The organism is Microbacterium sp. T32, assembly GCF_001619615.1.
Lineage (GTDB): Bacteria > Actinomycetota > Actinomycetes > Actinomycetales > Microbacteriaceae > Microbacterium.
On sequence record NZ_LQQP01000012.1, the window covers coordinates 138,033 to 157,366 of the forward strand.

General features: G+C 72.6%; 13 protein-coding genes. 6 read left to right on the forward strand and 7 right to left on the reverse strand.

Annotation, left to right across the window (positions count from 1 at the left end):
* Positions 1-4: 4 nt before the first annotated feature.
* The 3 genes from AVW09_RS06710 to AVW09_RS06720 are packed head-to-tail and all read right to left on the reverse strand — an operon-like array spanning position 5 to position 4,261.
* Positions 5-1,786 carry a gamma-glutamyltransferase family protein gene (locus AVW09_RS06710; RefSeq protein ID WP_063257321.1) on the reverse strand — a complete coding sequence of 594 codons (1,782 nt, stop codon included), beginning with the start codon at positions 1,784-1,786 and terminating at the stop codon, positions 5-7.
* A complete protein-coding gene (locus AVW09_RS06715) occupies positions 1,783-3,201 on the reverse strand; it encodes an aminopeptidase P family protein (RefSeq protein ID WP_063257322.1) in 1,419 nt (472 codons plus the stop codon). The genes AVW09_RS06710 and AVW09_RS06715 overlap by 4 nt, the downstream gene beginning before the upstream one ends.
* A gap of 37 nt (positions 3,202-3,238) precedes the next feature.
* Complete coding sequence (locus AVW09_RS06720; RefSeq protein ID WP_063257323.1) at positions 3,239-4,261, reverse strand: endonuclease/exonuclease/phosphatase family protein; 1,023 nt, start codon at positions 4,259-4,261, stop codon at positions 3,239-3,241.
* Between the two features lie 103 nt (positions 4,262-4,364).
* Between AVW09_RS06720 and AVW09_RS06725 the strand changes: the two genes are divergently transcribed.
* A complete protein-coding gene (locus AVW09_RS06725) occupies positions 4,365-5,225 on the forward strand; it encodes a PHP domain-containing protein (protein WP_063257324.1) in 861 nt (286 codons plus the stop codon).
* 157 nt (positions 5,226-5,382) lie between these two features.
* Here the strand turns inward: AVW09_RS06725 and AVW09_RS06730 are convergent, their stop codons facing one another.
* Positions 5,383-6,840: a DEAD/DEAH box helicase gene (locus AVW09_RS06730; RefSeq protein WP_063257325.1), complete on the reverse strand. Its 1,458-nt coding sequence runs from the start codon at positions 6,838-6,840 to the stop codon at positions 5,383-5,385.
* A gap of 150 nt (positions 6,841-6,990) precedes the next feature.
* Between AVW09_RS06730 and AVW09_RS06735 the strand changes: the two genes are divergently transcribed.
* Complete coding sequence (locus AVW09_RS06735) at positions 6,991-7,704, forward strand: ferritin-like fold-containing protein (RefSeq protein ID WP_063257326.1); 714 nt, start codon at positions 6,991-6,993, stop codon at positions 7,702-7,704.
* A 67-nt stretch (positions 7,705-7,771) separates the two neighbouring features.
* Here the strand turns inward: AVW09_RS06735 and AVW09_RS06740 are convergent, their stop codons facing one another.
* Both AVW09_RS06740 and AVW09_RS06745 read right to left on the reverse strand, forming a co-directional pair.
* Complete coding sequence (locus AVW09_RS06740) at positions 7,772-8,059, reverse strand: hypothetical protein (RefSeq protein ID WP_063257327.1); 288 nt, start codon at positions 8,057-8,059, stop codon at positions 7,772-7,774.
* Between the two features lie 10 nt (positions 8,060-8,069).
* A complete protein-coding gene (locus AVW09_RS06745; RefSeq protein WP_063257328.1) occupies positions 8,070-8,294 on the reverse strand; it encodes a DUF3107 domain-containing protein in 225 nt (74 codons plus the stop codon).
* A gap of 161 nt (positions 8,295-8,455) precedes the next feature.
* Here AVW09_RS06745 and AVW09_RS06750 point away from each other — a divergent pair, with 161 nt between their 5' ends.
* Positions 8,456-11,647 (forward strand): ATP-dependent helicase, encoded by a 3,192-nt coding sequence (locus AVW09_RS06750; RefSeq protein ID WP_082822857.1) that lies wholly within the window; start codon positions 8,456-8,458, stop codon positions 11,645-11,647.
* Positions 11,644-14,931 (forward strand): ATP-dependent DNA helicase, encoded by a 3,288-nt coding sequence (locus AVW09_RS06755; RefSeq protein WP_063257725.1) that lies wholly within the window; start codon positions 11,644-11,646, stop codon positions 14,929-14,931. The genes AVW09_RS06750 and AVW09_RS06755 overlap by 4 nt, the downstream gene beginning before the upstream one ends.
* 76 nt (positions 14,932-15,007) lie before the next feature.
* On the opposite strand, the gene AVW09_RS06760 is transcribed toward AVW09_RS06755, so the two are convergent.
* The gene (locus AVW09_RS06760) at positions 15,008-16,390 is read right to left on the reverse strand and encodes a phosphotransferase (RefSeq protein WP_063257329.1); all 1,383 of its coding nucleotides are present in this window, start codon (positions 16,388-16,390) and stop codon (positions 15,008-15,010) included.
* A gap of 64 nt (positions 16,391-16,454) precedes the next feature.
* Between AVW09_RS06760 and nudC the strand changes: the two genes are divergently transcribed.
* Positions 16,455-17,366, forward strand: a complete 912-nt coding sequence (gene nudC / locus AVW09_RS06765; protein WP_063257330.1) for an NAD(+) diphosphatase — start codon at positions 16,455-16,457, stop codon at positions 17,364-17,366.
* Positions 17,363-19,117, forward strand: coding sequence for an ATP-dependent helicase (locus AVW09_RS06770; RefSeq protein WP_063257331.1), 1,755 nt, complete (start codon positions 17,363-17,365; stop codon positions 19,115-19,117). The genes nudC and AVW09_RS06770 overlap by 4 nt, the downstream gene beginning before the upstream one ends.
* Positions 19,118-19,334 lie beyond the last annotated feature (217 nt).

The following is a 19,334-nucleotide window of genomic DNA, read 5'->3' on the forward strand; positions in this document are numbered from 1 at the left end:
CGGCTCAGCGTCCGGCGGCGTACCCCTGCATTCCGCGGGGATTCGCCGCGGCCCACAGCAGACCGTCGGCGTCGCGCCCGACGGCGCTCACCCGGCCGAGGGCCCAGTCGCCCGCGCGGCGCACGCGGTGGCCGCGACGTTCGAGTTCCTCGACGACGGTGTCGCCGATCCGGTCCTCGACGACGACGCCCGACGGTGTCCATGTCCGCGGCCAGAACGAATCGAGGACCGCGGTCGTGTGCAGCGACGGGGCGTCGATGGCCTGCTGCGGCTCGTATGCCCCGACGAGCATGCGCAGCAGCACCGGCAACTGCCACGCGTCCTGCTGGTCGCCGCCCGGCGATCCCAGGGCGATGACCTCGTCGCCGCGGGTCAGCGTCGTCGGAGTGAGCGTGGTGCGGGGCCTCCGACCGGGGATGAGGGATGCCGGGTGCCCGGGGATCAGCCAGGTCGCCTGCAGACGCGTCCCGAGGCAGAAGCCCAGGTCGGGGACCGCGGGGGAGGACTGCAGCCATCCACCGGAAGGTGTCGCGGACACGACATTGCCCCAGCGGTCGATGACGTCGAGGTGGCAGGTGTCGCCGCGCGTCTGCCCGCGTCGGTCGACCGTCGGCTCGCCGGTGCCCGCGCTCGTGACCCCGGCATCCGTGCGCAGGGGCGGCAGGACGGGCGTGCGGCCGTCCGGAGAGCCGGGGCGCAGCTCGGCGCTCGCGGTGTCGTCGACGAGCGACGCCCGCCCCGCGAGATAGTCGTCCGCGAGGAGTGCGTCGATGCCGACCGCGGCATCCGCGTCACCGAACCAGGCGTCGCGGTCGGCGTAGGCCAGCTTCTGCACCTCGAGGAGGGTGTGGGCTCCGGCCGCCGTCGACGGGTCGAGGAGCTCGTCGTCGAGGGGGTCGAGCATCCGCAGCGTCTGCAGCAGCGCGGGCCCCTGCGTCCACACGCCGGCCTTGAACACCCGCCAGCCGCGGAACCTCGCCGACACGGCCGGTTCGAAGGAGGCGCTCCAACCCGCGAGATCGGCGTCGTCGAGCACGCCGGGATGGTCGGCGCCGTCCGAGTGGCGGTGGGGCGTGCGCACGAACGCCGCCGCACGCGGCAGCACTTGCGTCATCCACTCGCGACGGGCCGCGTCGATCCGGGACTCCCGGCCGTCGACGCGCCCGCTCACAGCGAGGAGCCCCTCCAGCACGGCGGCATACGCCGGGTTGCGGACCACGGTGTTCGGAGCCGGCGCCGCGCCGGTCGGCATCCACAGGTCCGCCGACGTGGTCCAGTGGTCGCGGAAGAGCTCGGCCACCCGGCCGATCGTCACGGCGGCGCCGGCGACGAGCGGGTGTCCGTCCCGCGCGTAGCCGATCGCGTAGTCCAGGACGTCGGCGAGATCCCACGTGCCGTGGTCGCGGAGGAGGAGCAGCCACGCGTCGACCGCGCCCGGCACCGCGGCGGCGAGTCCGCCCGCGCCGGGCACGAGGTCGAGTCCGCGCGCGTGGAACGCCGCGATCGACGCGCCCGCCGGCGCGGGGCCCTGCCCCATCAGCACCCGTGGCTCGTCGGTCCCCGCGGGGCGCACGATCGCGACGAGGTCGCCACCCGGACCGTTCAGGTGCGGCTCGACGACGTGCAGCACGAACGCCGCGGCGACGGCGGCATCGAAGGCGTTGCCGCCCCGCTCCAGGACGGATTGTGCGGTCGCGGTGGCCGTCCAGTGCGTGGATGCCGACACGCCGAACGATCCGCGCAGCGTCGGACGCGTCGCGAACGACGCGGGTGGGGTGAAGCTCACCGGGCGAGCCGCGCGATCCAGTCCTCGACCTCGTCGGCCGTGCGGGGGATGCCGGCGGACAGGTTCACCGGCCCGTCGGAGGTCATCACGATGTCGTCCTCGATACGCACGCCGATGCCGCGGTACTCCTCGGGCACGGTGAGGTCGTCGATCTGGAAGTAGAGGCCCGGCTCGATCGTGAAGACCATGCCCGGTTCCAGCAGCCCGTCGTAGTACATGTCGCGCCGCGCCTGCGCGCAGTCGTGCACGTCGATGCCGAGGTGGTGGCTCGTGCCGTGGACCATGTAGCGCCGGTGCTGGCCGCCGCGATCGGCATCCAGAGCCTCCTCCGCCGTCACCGGGAGCAGACCCCACTCCGCGACGCGGGCGGCGATGACCTCCATGGCGGCCTCGTGGATACGGCGGAACGGCACGCCGGGGCGCGCCGCGGCGAAGGCGGCGTCGGCAGCCTCGCGCACTGCCTCGTAGACCCTCCGCTGAACCTCGCTGAAGCGCCCCGACACGGGGAGAGTGCGGGTGATGTCGGCGGTGTAGAGGCTGTCGACCTCGACGCCGGCGTCGATGAGGATGAGGTCGCCCGGGACGACGGCACCGTCGTTGCGCGTCCAGTGCAGGTAGCAGGCATGCGGACCCGAGGCGGCGATGGTGTCGTACCCGACGGCGTTGCCGTCCGCGCGTGCACGGCGGTGGAAGACGCCCTCGACGACGCGCTCGCCCCGCGGGTGCTCGATCACGTGGGGGAGTTCGGCGATGATGTCGTCGAATCCGGATGCCGTGACCTCGACGGCGAGGGCCATCTGGGCGAGCTCGTACTCGTCCTTCGCCAGGCGCAGCTCGGAGACGAACCGCGTGAGCTCGTCGTCCACTCCCACGACGCGGTCGTCGTCCGTGGCGACGAATCCGTCGACGTGGGCGGTGGCGAGGCCCAGGTCGGAGGCGACACCGGCCAGCGCGGGGCGCGGACCGATCCAGAACTCGCCGATCGAGGCATCCGCGTAGAACTCGGGTGTGGTGCGGTCGGCACGCTCGCGGAAGTACAGGACCGCCTCGTGGCCGTCGTCCCGCGGCTCGAAGACCAGGACCGAGTCGGGCTCGGAATCCGACGCCCACCCGGTGAGGTGCGCGAATGCGGAGTGGGCGCGGAACGGGTAGTCGGTGTCGTTGCTGCGCTGCTTCAGCGAGCCCGCGGGGATCACGAGCCGGTCGCCCGGGAACGCCTCGGACACGCGGGCGCGGCGGCGCGCCGCCCACGCGGCCTGCTCGCGCGCCGGGGGCAGCGACTCGGGGCGCTCGGCCCACCCGGTCGAGATCGTGTCGAGGAAGCCGCGCGGGAACGGCGCCTTACGGTTGGTCGTCGTCTCGACGGGCTTCGGCTCTGCGGGGGCGATCGTGTCGCGGTCGGCGGGGGAGTCCATGCGTCCAGTCTCGCACTGCACACCGCAGCGCGCACCGTCAGCTGGCGGTGCGCTCCAACTGCACGACCATCGGACGGTGGTCGCTTCCGGAGCCGTCGAGGGTGCGGAGCACGACGGAACCGGTCACGGCCCAGTCCGGAGTCGCCATGACGTGGTCGATCGGCGCGCCGAGCAAAGCCGGCACGTCCGTGGGCCACGTGCCGACCCCGCCGCTGCCGCTCTCGGACGCCGCGTCGCGGCAGCGGCCGAGCGTGCCGCCGTCCTCGCCCAGGCCGGTCATGTGGTCGAGCGTGGCGTTGAAGTCTCCGGCGAGGATGACGTTGTCCGTCGCGCACTGATCCGCGAGCCACTTGAGGTCGGAGTTCCACTGCGCCATGTAGTCCTGCCGCGGGGCGACGGCGTGGGCCGCGACGATGATCGGACCGTTCCCCGACACGGGCATGGCGACCGCGCTCGGCACTGTCGAGGTGTTGCTCGACCCGTCGAGTGAGGACTGGATGACGCTGTAGTCGCCGAGCTCCGGCCGGATCAGGACGGTCGTGGACGTGGCATCCCATCCGGTCGTGCCGTACTCGGCGTGATGCGCCCACATCGGCTGGCCGAGATCGCGCATGAGTTCGGCGACCCGCGCGCCGGTGTCGATCGTCGTCTCGGGGAGCGTGACGACGTCCGCCTTCATGGCGACCGCGAGTTCCGCGATCGCCTCCGCGGACGTCGCCTCGCCCGCGGTGTTCCAGGTCATCACGCGCAGGCTCGTCGCGGTCTTCTCGGGCAACGCGTCGGACTGGGTTCCGCGCTGCAGCACGGACGCGCCGTTCACCCCTGCCGCCGCGACGAAGACGAGGGCCACCGTCAGCGCGACGACGCGCAGCGGGCGGAACAGCGCGAACAGGAGCGCGAGCGCCGCAGCGGCGGCGAAACCGCCCGCAAGCGGGAGGCGGAACGAAATCACCTGGGCCAGCGGAAAGGTCCGCTCGATCCCGAAGAGGGTCGGCCAGGTCACCGCCACGGCCAGCGCGGTGCACGCGAGCGCGAAGAGGATCCCGAACAGCCGACGCACGCACCCGACCCTAGGCGAGGCGCCTGGGAGATCCACGGATGCCACCTCTCCGACGCCTCCACGCGAGCGACGCCGCGCCACGGGCGGACGGTACGCTCGACGGGTGGAGCGCGATCGACGATTCGAGGGACCGAGTGACCTTCACCTCCACTCGACACACTCCGACGGCACCGAATCACCCGCCCTCGTCATGGCGGCCGCCCACCGCCACGGTCTGCGGACCGCGGCGCTCACCGACCACGACACGACCTCGGGGTGGGCCGAAGCGGCTGAGGCCGCGTCGTCGCTCGGTATGACGTTCCTGCCCGGGATGGAGCTGTCGGCGCAGCACGAGTGGCGCAGCGTCCACCTGCTGGCCTACCTCGTCGATCCGGACGACGACGCGCTGCGGGCGATGACCGATCGCATCCGCTCCTCCCGTCTCGACCGGGCGCAGATCATGGCGGAACGCATCTCGCGCGATTTCGACATCGACTGGGACGACATCGTCGCGCAGACGACCGACGGCGCGACGGTCGGGCGTCCCCACATCGCGGACGCGCTCGTCGCCCGGGGGATCGTCGCCGACCGCACCGAGGCGTTCGCCGGCATCCTGCACCCGCGCAACGAGTACTACGTATCGCTCTTCGCGCCCGATCCGGTGACCGCGGTCGAGCTCGTCGTCGGGGCCGGTGGCGTGCCGATCATCGCCCACCCGGCCGGTCGGGCGCTGCTGCCGCGGCCGGTCCTCGAGCGCATGCTCGCCGCGGGCCTCGCCGGCTTCGAGCTGCGTCACCGTGAGAACCTCCCGGATGCCACGGCCACCCTCGCGCGACTGGCGGTCGAACGCGACCTGATCGTCACCGGGTCGAGCGACTACCACGGCCTCGGAAAGCCCAACCTCCCCGGCGAGAACACGACCGACGACGACATGGTCGCGCGGATCATCTCGGCCGGAACGGGCTCCGCTCCCGTTTACGCCTGACGGCCGCGGCCCGTTCGAGGCGCACAACTCCTGCGCTTCGGCGCGGCGGCGGCGTTCGTGCATGCTGCCGCGAGCGGTATTCAGGAGTTGTGCGGCCGGCTGCGAACGACGACGGCGCCGCCCCTCGAAAGGGACGGCGCCGACAGGACCTACCGACTCAGGCCACGGGCGCGGCGTTCGTGCCCGGCCCGCCGCTGCGACGGCGGCGGCGACGACGCGGAGCCGCGTTGCCGTCGTGGTGCTCGCTGCCTCCGCCGTCGTGCGTACCGGCGCCCCCGGCGCGCGGCGTCGACGAAGCCCCCTGCTCGCCCGACGTACCGGACCCGCCGCGGCGACGACGGCGACGACGCGGGGCGCCCTCGGCCGTGGCATCCGTCCCCTCCGTTGCCTCGGGCTTCTCGGCCTTGGGAGCCGGTGCCGCCTTCGGCGCGGTGACGAGGCGGCCCTTCGTGCCCTCGGGGATGTCGAGGTCGGTGTAGAGGTGCGGGCTCGACGAGTAGGTCTCGATCGGCTCGGGCTGACCGAACTCCAGGGCGCGGTTGATGAGCGCCCACTTGTGCAGGTCGTCCCAGTCGACGAACGTCACCGCGATGCCGGTCTTTCCGGCGCGGCCGGTGCGGCCGGCGCGGTGCAGGTACGTCTTCTCGTCATCGGGGATCGTGTGGTTGATGACGTGCGTGACGTCGTTGACGTCGATGCCGCGCGCGGCGACGTCGGTCGCGATGAGGACGTCGCGCTTGCCGGCCTTGAACGCCGCCATGGAGCGCTCGCGCGCCTCCTGGCTCATGTCGCCGTGCACGGCCGCAGCGTTGAAGCCGCGGTCGCCCAGCTCGTCGACGAGCTTCTGGGCCGCGCGCTTGGTGCGCGTGAAGATGACGGTCTTGCCGCGACCCTCGGCCTGCAGGATGCGGGCGATGACCTCGTCCTTGTCGAGCGAGTGGGCGCGGTACACGAGGTGCTTGATGTTGGCCTGCGTGAGGCCCTCGTCGGGGTCGTTCGCCCGCATGTGGATGGGGTTCGACATGAAGCGACGCGCGAGCGCGACGATCGGCCCGGGCATGGTCGCCGAGAACAGCTGCGTGTGGCGGACCGCGGGGACCTTCTGGAAGATCTTCTCGATGTCGGCGAGGAAGCCCAGGTCGAGCATCTTGTCGGCTTCGTCGAGGACGACCTCGACGGCGCCCGACAGGTCGAGCAGACGCTGGTTGCTGAGGTCGATGAGACGACCCGGCGTGCCGACGACGATCTGCGCACCGGCCTTGAGCTGGTCGATCTGCCCCTCGTACGCCTTGCCGCCGTAGATCGCGACGACGCTCGTCGCGCGGTTCTGGGTCAGCATGTCCATGTCCTCGTAGACCTGGACGGCGAGCTCGCGCGTGGGGACCACGATGAGCGCCTTCACGCCGGGCTCGGGGTTCGGCCCGAGGCGCTGGACCACGGGGATGCCGAAGCCGAACGTCTTTCCCGTTCCGGTCTTGGCCTGGCCGATGATGTCCTGACCCGGAAGGCCGAGGGGGATGGTCTGTTCCTGGATCGGGAAGGCATCCACGATGCCCTTGGATGCCAGGGCATCGACGATGTCCTGATCGACGCCGAGCTCGGCGAAAGTCGTCATGAGCGTGCCTGATCCGGCGGTGAGAGACCGCCTGGGGAGTCGGATCCACGCCCTCCACTCGTCCACAGGCGCGGGGCCCCGATCCATCGCCGGGGTGTGTCCACTCTACCCGGCGCGTGTTTCGGGGGTCCGACGCCTAGGCTGTAGAGCGTGTTCGAGTGGTTCCGTCGTCGCCGACCGGTCGGTCGGACGCTGCAGTTGCGCTCCCGCGGAGACCTCGGCGATGCGATGCGCGTCGACTTCGCCGAACTGGCTCCCGACCTGGACACCTTCCTCGGTCAGGCCGCCTATCTGCAGCTCGGATTCTTCGAGACGCTGAGCGAGCTCATCGCGTCCACGCCCGAACTCGCCGAGAAGGAATCGCTGTCCCGCGCCGCGGGCGCGGCGCTCATCAAGCACCAGGAGATCGTCGCGCTCATTCGCGAGCGCGGCGCCGATCCGACGCAGCTCATGCTGCCGTTCCGCGAGGCCCTCGACGCGTTCCGCCGTAACACTCACGGCGTCCGTCCGCAGGAGACGATGCTGTCCGTCCACATCACGGCGGGCATGCTCGACGACTTCTACCTCGCGCTGTCGTCGAGCTACGGCGAGACGGGGCGCCGGGTCGCCCGCATCCTGCAGGCCGACGACGATCGTCAGGCCATCGTCGACATCCTCGGGGCGACGATCGCGAGCGACGAGGAGTGGCGCTGGCTGCTCGCCCTGTGGGGGCGCCGGCTGGTGGGCGACACGCTCCTCGTGGCGCGCGCTGCGCTCACGCACTCCCGCCTCGACAGCGCCGAAGAGGCGAAGGTCGAGCCGGTGTTCACGGAGCTCATGGGCGCCCACGCCCGACGAATGGATGCCATGGGCCTGGCGGCCTGAAGCGGTCGGGCGCCTCGACGCTGGGCGTTCGGGTGGCGCGAGGTCGGTGGGACCGCCGCTCGGTGGTTCAGGCGGCGCGGCGTCCGCGGAGGGCGGCGTCGCTGCGCTGGCGTGCGCGGGTCAGCGCGGGAACCAGGATCAGCGTCGTCACGGCGGGCGCGACGATCGCCACGATCCACGGGACCGGGGTCCCGGCTCCGAAACCGGCCCACGTGAGCACGGTCCAGGACACGCCGGATGCCGCTGCCCCCGCGAGTGGGGCGAGGAGCGCGCCGCGCTGGTCGCGGTGCGGCAGGGCGTAGTGGACGGCGAGACCGACGACCGCGCCGAAGATCAGCCCGAGCAGGATCTCCACGGCCGTGGGGTCAGGCGACGAAGCCGACGCGACGGGCTTCTTCGGTGCCGAGCTCGATGAAGGCCAGGTTCGCGGTCGGGACGATGTAGGAATTGCCCTTGACGTCGGTGAAGGTGACGTGGGTGGCGGACTGGTCGAGCGCGGCGGCGATCGACGACTTCACGGCATCCGACGAGTCGGCGGTCTCGAAGTTCAGTTCGCGGCCGGTGTTGGTGATGCCGATTCGGATCTCCACGATGCGTCCTTTCCGCCCGGGTTTCTCGGTTCCACCCGGCGCGATGATTTGACTCTACGACACCCGCGGAGGGGGGTTCCGCGCGCGGGGGCGCGCTTCGCGGACGGCGAACGGGGCGGGTCGCGGGGCCTGTGTCGGAGGCCCCGGCTAGCGTGGAACGCATGCAGGATCCGGATGCCGCCACCCTCCCTCGCGAGGAGGCGAAGGCGCCTGTCGTCGGCGGCGACCGGTGGTCGGCGCGGGCGCTGGATCCCGGCGACCTCGACCCCGAGCAGCGGCTCGTCGTCGCGTGGGATCCGGAGGCGAGCGGTGCCGTCGTGGGGGCGCCCGGGTCGGGGAAGACATCGACGCTGCTGTCCCGGGTGCGGTCTCTCGTCGATCGGGGAGTCGACCCCGACCACGTTCTGGTCCTGACGCCCACCCGACCCGCGGCGACCGCCCTGCGCGACCCGCTGGCTCTCGCGGTGGGCCGCGCGACGGCCGGGGCGCTCGCGCGGTCGGTGGCGTCGTTCGCATTCCAGCTCGTGCGCGGAGCGGAGGTCCGCCGCGGCGCCGAGCCCCCGCAGCTGCTCACCGGTGGCGACGAAGACCAGATCATCCGCGAACTGCTCGAGGGCGACGCGCTCGACGAGGCGGAGGGGCGTTCCCGATGGCCCGAATGGCTGGGGCCGGCGATCCGCGCCACGCGCGGCTTCCGTGGCGATCTGCGGGCGTTCCTCGCCGAGTGCACCGACCTCGGCATCGCGCCCGAAGACCTTCCCGCGCTGGCCGAGCGCCATGGCATCCCGGTGTGGGCGGCGGTCGGTTCCTTCGCTGCCGAGTACCGCGCAGTCCGGTCCGAGATGCGTGGTGCCCACCGTGACGCCGCCGACCTCGCCCGCGAGGCCGTCGCGGTGTTCGACGAGGCCGCGGCCGACCGCGAACTGCTGGGGCGATTCGCCTCGATCCGCTGCATCCTCGTCGACGACGCGCAAGAGCTCACGTCCGGCGGGATCGACCTGCTGCGGGCGTGCCGTGCGCGCGGGATCGGCGTCGTCGCGTTCGGCGATCCCGACGTGGGGTCGGGGGCTTTCCGCGGCGCGACGCCCGAGAACTTCGCACGGCTCGCGGCCGAACTGGGCGGTCTCGTCGCTCTCGGCGACCCCCATCGCGGCACGGCCGAGCAGATCGACCTCGTCCGCGGGGTCGCCGCGCGGATCGGCGCGGCCGGCGTCGTCGCCCACCGCCGTGCGCCGGTCGGAGCGGCGCCCGAGGGATCGGTGCGCACCTTCCTTCTGCGGTCCCCGGCCGAAGAGGCCGACGCGATCGCCCGCCTGCTGCGCGAGCGCCACGTCCTCGACGGCGTGCCGTGGAGCTCGTGCGCCGTGATCTCTCACGACTCCCGCCAGGTCGCCGCTCTCGAGGCCGAATTGGCCGCGCGCGAAGTGCCCGCGCGAGCCAGTGGACCCGGCGTGGCACTCGGCGCGCAGCGCGCGGTGCGCGACCTCGTCGCCCTCGTCGAGCTGGGCATGCGCGACCCCGACACCTGGACCGCGGATGCCGTCCTCGATGCGCTCCTCGGCACCTACGGCGGGCTCGACCCCATCGAACTGCGGCGCCTGCGTTCCGCCCTGCGGCAGGAGGAACTCTCCGCCGGGGGCACGCGCTCCGGTGCGGAGCTGCTGGCGTCGGGGCTGCGGCATCCGCTCGACCTCGCGACCATCGACACGCGCGAGGCACGCCGGGCGACGCGGCTCGGGGAGACGCTCGCCGCTCTCCGGTCTCAGGCCGACGCGCACGCCACGGCGCACGAACTGCTCTGGACCGCGTGGGAGCGGAGCGGGATGTCCCGTCCGTGGCGCGAAGCCTCGCGCGGACACGGTCCGCTCGCCGAGCAGGCCGACCGCGACCTCGACGCGATCGTCGCGCTGTTCCAAGCCGCCAAGCGCTTCACCGAGCGCGAGCCCGACGGGGAGGCCGCGGTGTTCCTGCGGTCGGTGATCGACAGCGACGTCGCGGAGGACCGGATCGAGCAGCCCGCCGTCGTCGACACCGTCCGCGTTCTCACCCCCGCTGCGGCGGCCGGAACCGCCTTCGACACGGTCGTCGTCGCCGGAGTCCAGGAAGGCGTGTGGCCCAACACCCGGCTGCGCGGCGGACTTCTCGAGACGTGGCGCCTCGCCGATGCCGTGCAGTTCCCCGACCTGCCGGCCGCGGGGATGCTCGACCGTCGCCGCGCCGCGATGCACGACGAACTGCGGCTGTTCGTGCGCGCTCTGTCGCGCGCGCACTCGCGGCTCATCGTGACCGCGGTCGACGACGACGACACCGGTCCCAGCGTGCTCTTCGAGATGCTGCCGACGCCCGAGCCGGCATCCGCGGTTCCGGAGCATCCGCTCTCGCTGCGCGGCCTCGTGGCGCGGCACCGCCGCACCCTCACCTCACCCCGCTCCCCGGCGCGCGAGCGCCGCCACGCGGCGGGTCAGCTCGCCCTGCTCGCGGGCGCCGAGGTCGCGGGCGCGGCACCCGAGCAGTGGTACGGCGTCGCGCCGCCGAGTTCGACCGCACCGCTCCGCGACCTCGAGCGAGAGGACGTCCGGGTCTCGCCCTCGCGGCTGCACGCCCTGGAACAGTGCGAGCTCGACTGGGTCATCGGCGACCTCGGCGGGGATCGCAGCGGAACGACCGCGGGCATCGGAACGATCATCCATGCCGCGTTGGAAACCGCGGCGGCGGGCACCGAGGACGAGCTGTGGAGCGTCGTCGAGGAGCGCTGGGGCGAGCTCGTCTTCGACGCGGCCTGGCGCGAGCGCGCCGAGCGCGTGCGCGCCCGCGAGCTCGTGCGGCGCCTGGCGACCTACCTGCGGCGTTTCGACGACGCCGGGGGGCGCCTCGTCGGGGCCGAGCGGCACTTCGAGGTGGCCATCCCCGTGGAGGACGCGGGGGAGCACGGCGCGATCCTGAGCGGCGACATCGACCGGGTCGAGGTCACGCCGTCGGGTGAGGTCGTCATCGTCGACCTCAAGACGGGCAAGAACGAGCCGCAGACCGACGCGAAGGTGGCCGACAACCCGCAGCTCGCGGCCTACCAGCTCGCGTTCTCGTCGGGGGCGATCGAGCAGGTCGCCGGGATGCCGCCGGGCGGCGCGAAGCTCCTCGTGCTGCGTCCGACCGCCGCGACCAAGGACTACGCCGAGCCGCACCAGCCACCGTTCGACGAGGCAGCGCGCGAGCAGTTCGTCGAGCGCGTGCAGCGCGCGGTCGGGGTGATGCGCGGGCACAGCTTCGCCGCGCCGTACGAGGTGCACTGCCGCGACGAGTTCTCGTTCGGCCTGTGCCGCATCCACACCGTGTCCGCGGTGAGCGCGTCGTGACGGCGGTGCTGTCCGCCGCGACGATCGCGGCCGCACTCGGGCAGTTCCCGCCCACCGCGGAGCAGACGGCGGTCATCGAAGCGCCGCTGACGCCTGCGCTCGTCGTGGCGGGCGCCGGCAGCGGGAAGACCGAGACCATGGCGGGGCGCGTCGTCTGGCTGGTCGCGAATGGGCTCGTCCGCCGCGACGAGGTGCTCGGTCTCACCTTCACCCGCAAGGCCGCGGGGGAGCTGGCGGAGAGGATCCACCGGCGGCTGCACCGGCTGTCGGAGTTCGAGGCGCGAGGTCTTCTGCCGGAGCTGCCCGCCCTGCACGCCGCCGGGCGCCTGGCGGTGTTCGCCGACCTCGCCGCGCTGGACGGGGCGCGCGCCGACGCGGAGCGGCGACGAGTACTCGACGAGCTCGCACTCGAACGCGGCGTCGCGCGTGAGGCGGCGGGGGACGACGACCAGCTCCTGCACCGCCCGACCGTGTCGACCTATAACAGCTTCGCCGACGCGATCGTGCGCGAACACGGCCTCCGCATCGGCCGCGACTCCGAATCGGCGGTGCTGTCGGAATCCGCGGCGTGGCTCCTCATGCGCAAGGTCGTGTTCACGTCGGACGACCCTCGCTTGGAGGAGCGCCAGGAGTCCCCGCGCACCCTCATCGACGCGGCACTGAGGATCGCCCGCGACAGCGTCGACAACCTCGTCGACCTCGACCGCCTGGCATCCTTCCCGGACGAATTCGGACGGATCGTCGAGCGTCCCTCGACCTCCGCGCGCGTGAGCGTCTACAAGGACGTCGCGGAAGCGGCATCCCGAGTGTCCGCGCTGGGCATGCTGGCCGATCTCGCGGCCGCCTACGACCGCGAGAAGGCGCGGTTGGGCGTCATGGACTTCGCGGACCAGGTGGCGGGCGCGCTGCGGATCGTGCGGGAGCACCCCGCCGTCGTCGACGAGCTGCGGTCGCGCTACCGGGTCGTGCTGCTGGACGAGTATCAGGACACGTCGGTCGTGCAGACCGACCTGCTCTCGACGCTCTTCGCATCGACCGGCGTCATGGCGGTCGGCGACCCGCACCAGGCGATCTACGCGTGGCGCGGCGCGAGCGCGGGCAACCTCGGCGGGTTCCCCGCCGCGTTCGCGCCGGACGGCGGATGCCAGACCTTTTCGCTGCTGACGAGTTGGCGCAACAGCGCGCGTGTCCTCACCGCAGCCAACGCCGTGCTGGCGCCGCTGGCGAGCAGGTCGCCCGTCGCGGTGGAGGAACTCCGCTCGCGGCCCGGGGCACCCGAGGGGGTCGTCGAGGCGATCTTCGAGCGTGACCTCGACACCGAGGCGGATCGCGTCGCGGAGTGGTTCGCGGGTGTGCGCGCGGCCCGTGCCGCCGACGGGCGTGCGACGACCGGAGCCGTGCTCTTCCGCAGCAAGAAGCACATGGTGCGGTTCGGGGATGCGCTCGGGCGGCGTGGCATCCCGCACCGGATCCTCGGGCTCGGCGGACTGCTGACGACGCCCGAGGTCGTCGATGTCGTCTCGGCGCTGCGCGTGATCAGCGACCCCGAGGCCGGGTCGGCGCTCATCCGGCTTCTCTCGGGGCCGCGCTGGTCGATCGGCCTCGCGGACCTGCGGGCGCTCGCGCAGCTCGCGCGCCGTCTGGCAACGCACGACGTGGCGCTGCAGCCGCTCGCTCCCGAGGTGGTCGACCGGCTGCGCTCGACCCCGGGCGCCGACCGGGCGTCGCTCGTCGACGCGCTGGATTTCGTCGCTCGGCAGACCGACGGGCACGGGTGGCTCGCCGACATCACCGCAGAGGGGCGTGCGCGGCTGCGCGAAGCGGGCGCGGTGTTCGCGGGCTTGCGCCGCAACATCGGCGCCCCGATCCCCGAACTCATCCGCCTGATCGAGACCGAGCTGCGGCTCGACATCGAGCTGGCCGCGAACGAATCGCGCGGTCCGGCGCGCATCGCCTCGGCGCAGCTGCGCGCGTTCGTCGACGAGATCCGCGGGTTCCTGGCCGCGGACGAGTCGGGGTCGGTCACGAGCCTGCTCGCGTGGCTCGATCACGCCGAGCAGGCCGACGAGTTCGCCCCGCGCACCGAGCCGCCCGAAGACGACGTGGTGCAGCTGCTCACCATCCACGGGTCCAAGGGACTCGAGTGGGATGCCGTCGCAGTCGTGCGCCTCGTGACCGACGAGCTTCCCTCGCTCGCGCGTGACACCAAGGGGTGGCTCGGGTTCGGCATCCTCCCGTCCGAGTTCCGCGGGGACTCCGCGTGGCTGCCGGTCCTCGGCTGGCGGGGGGCCGAGACGCAGCAGGAGCTGAAGGCTGCCATCGACGCGTTCGTCGAGGCCAACCGGGCGCGGCAGCTCGACGAGGATCGGCGGCTCGCGTACGTCGCGTTCACGCGGGCCCGCGACCATCTCCTGCTGTCGGGGTCGAGCTGGTCGGGCACCAAGCGTCCGCGCACCCCGAGCGTCTTCCTCGACGAGGCGACCGCGGCGCTCGGATTCGAACTCGGCGTCGGCGACCCGGGCGAGGATCCGTATGACGGTGAACGGCGCCTGCTGCACTGGCCGCTCGACCCGCTCGGGTCCCGGCGCGTCGCAGTGTCCGCGGCCGTCGAGGAGGTCGCGGCGGCGCGAGCGCGCCCCGCGGAGGAGCCGGATGCCGACCTCGAACTGCTCCTCGCCGAGCGAGCCGACCGTCTGCGCCCGTCGCACACGCCGGCACCGACCCGGATCCCGGCGTCGAAGTTCAAGGACTTCGTCGCCGATTACGGCGGAGCTGTGGAGGAGCTGCGCCGCCCGCTCCCGGAACGGCCGTACCGGCAGACCCGGCTCGGGACGCTGTTCCACGCGTGGGTCGAGAAGAGGTCGGGGATCGTCGGATCGGGCACGGGCCTCGACGACGCCGGCCTGTGGGACGACGAGGACGACGGTGCCTCGACCGCCGACGCCGCTGAGCTCCAGCGCCTGCGGGAGATCTTCGAACGGTCCGAGTGGGCGGGTCTCCAGCCGCTCGAGGTCGAGACCGAGATCGACTTCGTGACGACCCGGCTCGACGGTCGGCCGCACGTCGTGATCTGCAAATTGGATGCCGTCTACCGCCACGGCGATCGCTACGAGATCGTGGACTGGAAGACGGGTCGGCCGCCGACCACCGACGCGGAACGCCGTTCACGGATGCTGCAGCTCGAGCTCTACCGCGAGGCATACCACGCGAAGCACGGGGTGCCGTTCGACCTCATCGACGTGACGCTGTTCTACGTCGGGGATGAGGTCGTCCTGAGGGGGTGACGGCGCCGGGCGCCGGTGGGTCGCCCCGTCTCCGGTGTCTACCGCGAGGCGCCGACGGACGGCGGGGTCGAAGCGCTCAGGCGTCGTCGCGCGCCACGCCCCACCGGCGGAGGGCGGCACGGCTGGCGCGCGCGGCATCCTCCTCGTCGTCGATGGCTTCGTGCAGCTGTGCGGCGTCGATGACCTCGCCGGTGTGTTGGGGCTCCGCGGCGGAGTCGGCGTCGTCCCGCGACGTCGCGCTGTCGGTCTCAGCCGGACCACCGACCGGAGCAGGAGTCCAGCCCTCGAGGTCGATCGGCGCGGTCGGGCCGGGCTCTTCGTCCTCGGCGTCGCTCGCCCCGAAGTCGGTGCCGTTGGAGGTGCCCGCCGGGGAGGCCACGTCGCGCTCGCGTTCGGCTTCGAGGTAGAGCGCGAGGGCCTCCGGGTCGTAGGCGTCGGTCTGCATCGAGGTGTCGACCGCGGACGCCGCCGCGGGCGGGACACGCTCGACCAGAGCCAGGGCGTCGTCGATGTCCGATCGGGTCGACGCGACGATGTGGTCGCCCCGCACGCCGTCCGCGAGGGCTTCCAGCAGAGCGACCGCATCGGCCACGACGTCGGCCTCACCGGCGTCGTGCCCGTGGACGAGCCATTTGGCGAACTCGAGTTCGGCGTACAGGCGGGCGCGCTCGCGCAGCAGCGGGTCGGGGGAGCGCACCCCGGATGCCGCGTAGCCGTCGTAGACGTCGTCGGTCGCGGTGGGGGCGGACGCGAGCCACCGCAGGTCGACCGCGGGGTCGCCGACGCTGAGGCCCGACCAGTCCAGGATGCCGCTCACGTGCGGAACCCCGTCGGCGTCGTCGACGAGGAGGATCGACGCGCTCGTGGCTCCGCCCAGGATGACGGCCGACTCGAAACGCCAGAGGTCGGGCTCGCGCAGCGCGCGGCGCCAGCGCATCATCAATCCGTCGGGGACGCGCCCCGTGGCATCCGCCCGATCCAGGAGGCGTGCGACGTCGTCGCGGACCTGCTCGGGAGCGCGCACCGGGAGTCCGTCCGTGCGCACGATGGAGACCGGGAGAGCGTGCACGGCGGCCAGGGCGGCGCCGATCGCGGGAGCGTAGCCGGGACCCTTGGGCAGTTCGGCGGGGTCGATGCGGTAGCCGTCGATGACGTCGACGACGAGAACCCGGTTCACGCCCGACCCGTTCTCGCCCACGATCTCGGGCGCCCGGAAGGGCAGGAGAGCCCGCACGCCGGAAGTCAGGGCGTGCAACGCCCTCGCTTCGGCGGCGAGGACCGCGGCCGCGTCCTCGTCCGTCGGCATCCGCACGACGACCGTGCGACCGTCCTCGAGCGCGAGCAGCGCGGAGTCGAATCGGCCGGCTGCCTTCTCCGTCAGCGGGGACGTGCTCGTCACACCGATTCCGGGAAGGGCCGTCGTCGCGGACGCGGCTAGAGTGAAGGGCGAGCGGGCCATGCCCCCAGGGTAGGTCGGTCGCTCACCCGATCCCCCCTCGCCACGCCCTTGAGAGAGGTGTTCGATGCCGCTGCCTGTTCCCGCGGTCCCCGGTCACTGGCCCGGAGGGGCCCTCGACCGCGCGGGAGCCGAACGCGACGTCGACGGCCTGCTCCTCGACGCGCGCGAGGCGTCGGACACGCGCGTGCTGGCGGTGCATCGCGATGCCGCGCCGGTGATCGAGGCGCGTCTGTCGCTGGTGCCGGTCTCGGCGATCACGAACGCGATCGAGTGGGCCTTCCTCGGACGCTCCTCCGATGGCGCGGCCCTTCTCCTCGCGGTCGTGGAGGAGCAGTCGGATGCCGTGGTCCCCGCGGAGGCGCGCTGGGAGCCCCTGCGCTCTGTCGGGGGCGACCTGCCCGCGGACGAGGCCGAGATCCTGGGCACCGCAGTCGCTCTCGCCGGCTGGCTGCGAGATGCCGCGTTCTGCCCGGCGTGCGGAACGCACACCGTTCTGCGGCAGGCGGGGTGGTCGCGACACTGCCCGAACTGCGGCCGCGAGCATTTTCCGCGGACGGACCCGGCGGTGATCGTGCTCGTGTCATCGGCCGACGATCCGAACCGTGTGCTCCTCGGAGCCAACGCGGCCTGGGGTGGGAGCCGGTACTCGTGCTTCGCGGGTTTCGCGGAGGCGGGGGAGTCGCTCGAGGACACGGTCGCGCGGGAGGTGTTCGAAGAGGCGGGCGTGCGTCTCGCCGACATCGAGTACCGCGGTTCACAGGTGTGGCCGTACCCGCGCTCGCTCATGCTCGGGTACCGCGCTCGGGCCATCCGAGACGACGAAGCGCGCGCCGACGGCGCCGAGATCGCCGACGTGCGGTGGTTCGACCGGTCCGAGGTCGGTGCGGCCCTGCGGGGCGAAGCCGAGGTGCAGCTTCCGGGCGCGGCATCCATCGCCCATCGTCTGATCGATGACTGGTACCGGGAACTCCCGTGAGCGTGGACCCCCTCAGCGGACTCGACGAGCACCAGCTCGAGGCGGCGCGCGCTCTGCGCGGGCCGGTGTGCGTCCTCGCCGGCGCCGGCACGGGGAAGACGCGCGTGATCACGCGACGGATCGCGCACGGCGTCGATACCGGCGCGTATTCGCCCCAACGGGTGATGGCCGTGACGTTCACGGCGAAAGCCGCGGGCGAGATGCGCGGCCGTCTGCGCGAGCTCGGGGTGACCGGGGTGTCGGCTCGCACGTTCCACGCGGCGGCCCTCGCCCAGGTCAACTTCTTCTGGCCGACCCTGGCGGGCGATCAAGCGCCGACGATCATCGACAACAAGGTCCGCCTGCTCGCCCACGCCGCCGACGGCGTCGGGCTGGCACCCGACACCGCGACGCTGCGCGATGTGGCCGGCGAGATCGAGTGGCGCAAGGTCACGATGCGCTCGATCGACCAGTACGCGGCCGAACGCCCCGGCGGGGTCGGTCGGCTCGACGTCGATCAGGTCGTGGCCCTCCAGCGCTCGTACGAGAAGCTCAAGGACGAGCGACGCCAGATGGACTTCGAGGACGTCCTGCTGACCTGCGCGGGGATGATCGAGGCCGAGCCCCGCGTGGCTGCCGCGGTCCGCGAGCAGTACCGGCACTTCACGGTCGACGAGTACCAGGACGTCTCGCCGTTGCAGAATCGGCTGCTCGAACTCTGGTTGGGCGACCGCCGAGACCTGTGCGTGGTCGGCGACGCGAGCCAGACGATCTACTCGTTCACGGGCGCCGACTCGCGCTACCTGCTCGATTTCGCCCGCGTCCACGAAGACGCCCGCGTCGTGCGTCTGGAACGCAACTACCGTTCGACGGCCGCCGTGCTCGCCGTCGCGAACGACCTCATGCGCGGTCGCGCCGGCGCCCTCGAGCTCGTCGCGGCGGGCACCGAGGACGCGCCCGTTCCCACCGTTCGCGCGTTCGACGACGAAGAGGCCGAGGCCGCGGGGGTCGCCGCGGCGATCGCCACCGCCGTCCGTGGCGGGGCGGACCCCCGCAGCATCGCCGTGCTCTACCGGTCGCACGCGCAGTCGGCGGTCCTCCTGAACGCGCTGGCGAAGCAGTCGATCGCGGCCACGGTGCTCGGCGGCCGGAAGTTCTTCGACCTCCCCGAGGTGCGCCAGGCGCTCATGGCGCTGCGGGCCGCGTCGGTCGCGCCGCTGGAGACGGGCTTCCTCGCCACCGTTCGCGACGTCCTGCGCAGCATCGGCCTCACCGACGAACCGCCCGCGGCCGGCGGCGCGCTCCGCGACGCGTGGGAGGCCCGGGCCGCCCTCCTGCGGTTGGCGGAAGAAGCGCCCGAGGGTACCGATCTGCGTGCGTTCACCGACGATCTCCAGGCCCGCGCGAAGGACCAGCACGAACCCGCGACGCGCACGGTGACGCTTGCGACGCTGCACGCGGCCAAGGGTCTGGAATGGGATCATGTCTACCTCATCGGGGTCAGTGAGGGCCTGCTGCCGATCTCGTACGCCCAGACGTTCGAGGCCGTCGACGAGGAACGACGTCTGGCGTACGTCGGCGTCACGCGGGCCGCGCGAACGCTGTCGGTGAGCTGGTCTCGCGGTCGAGGGCGATCGGAACGGACGCCGTCGCGGTTCCTTCGAGAGATCGGCAGCGGCAGTCTTCGCTCGGCCGATGGGTTCGCCAGACCCGCTGGAGCGAGTCGGCGCGCAGCTCCAGCGAGCGCGTCACGGGGTCGATCCGACCGCTGACCAGGTGCCGCGCGGCCCTTGCCGCTTCCGCCGCGAGAGTTACGTCGGTGTCCGGCCGGGCCCGCGCGAGGAGTTGCGCGGCGATCAGCGGCCACGAGGCGTCCTCGCGGCGGCGCACGGCATCCAGGCAGCTCAGACACGCGGTGAGCCCGGGCGCGATCACGGGTCCGACGGTCGCCGTCGTCGCGCTCAACACGAGCGGGAGGTGCACGACGTC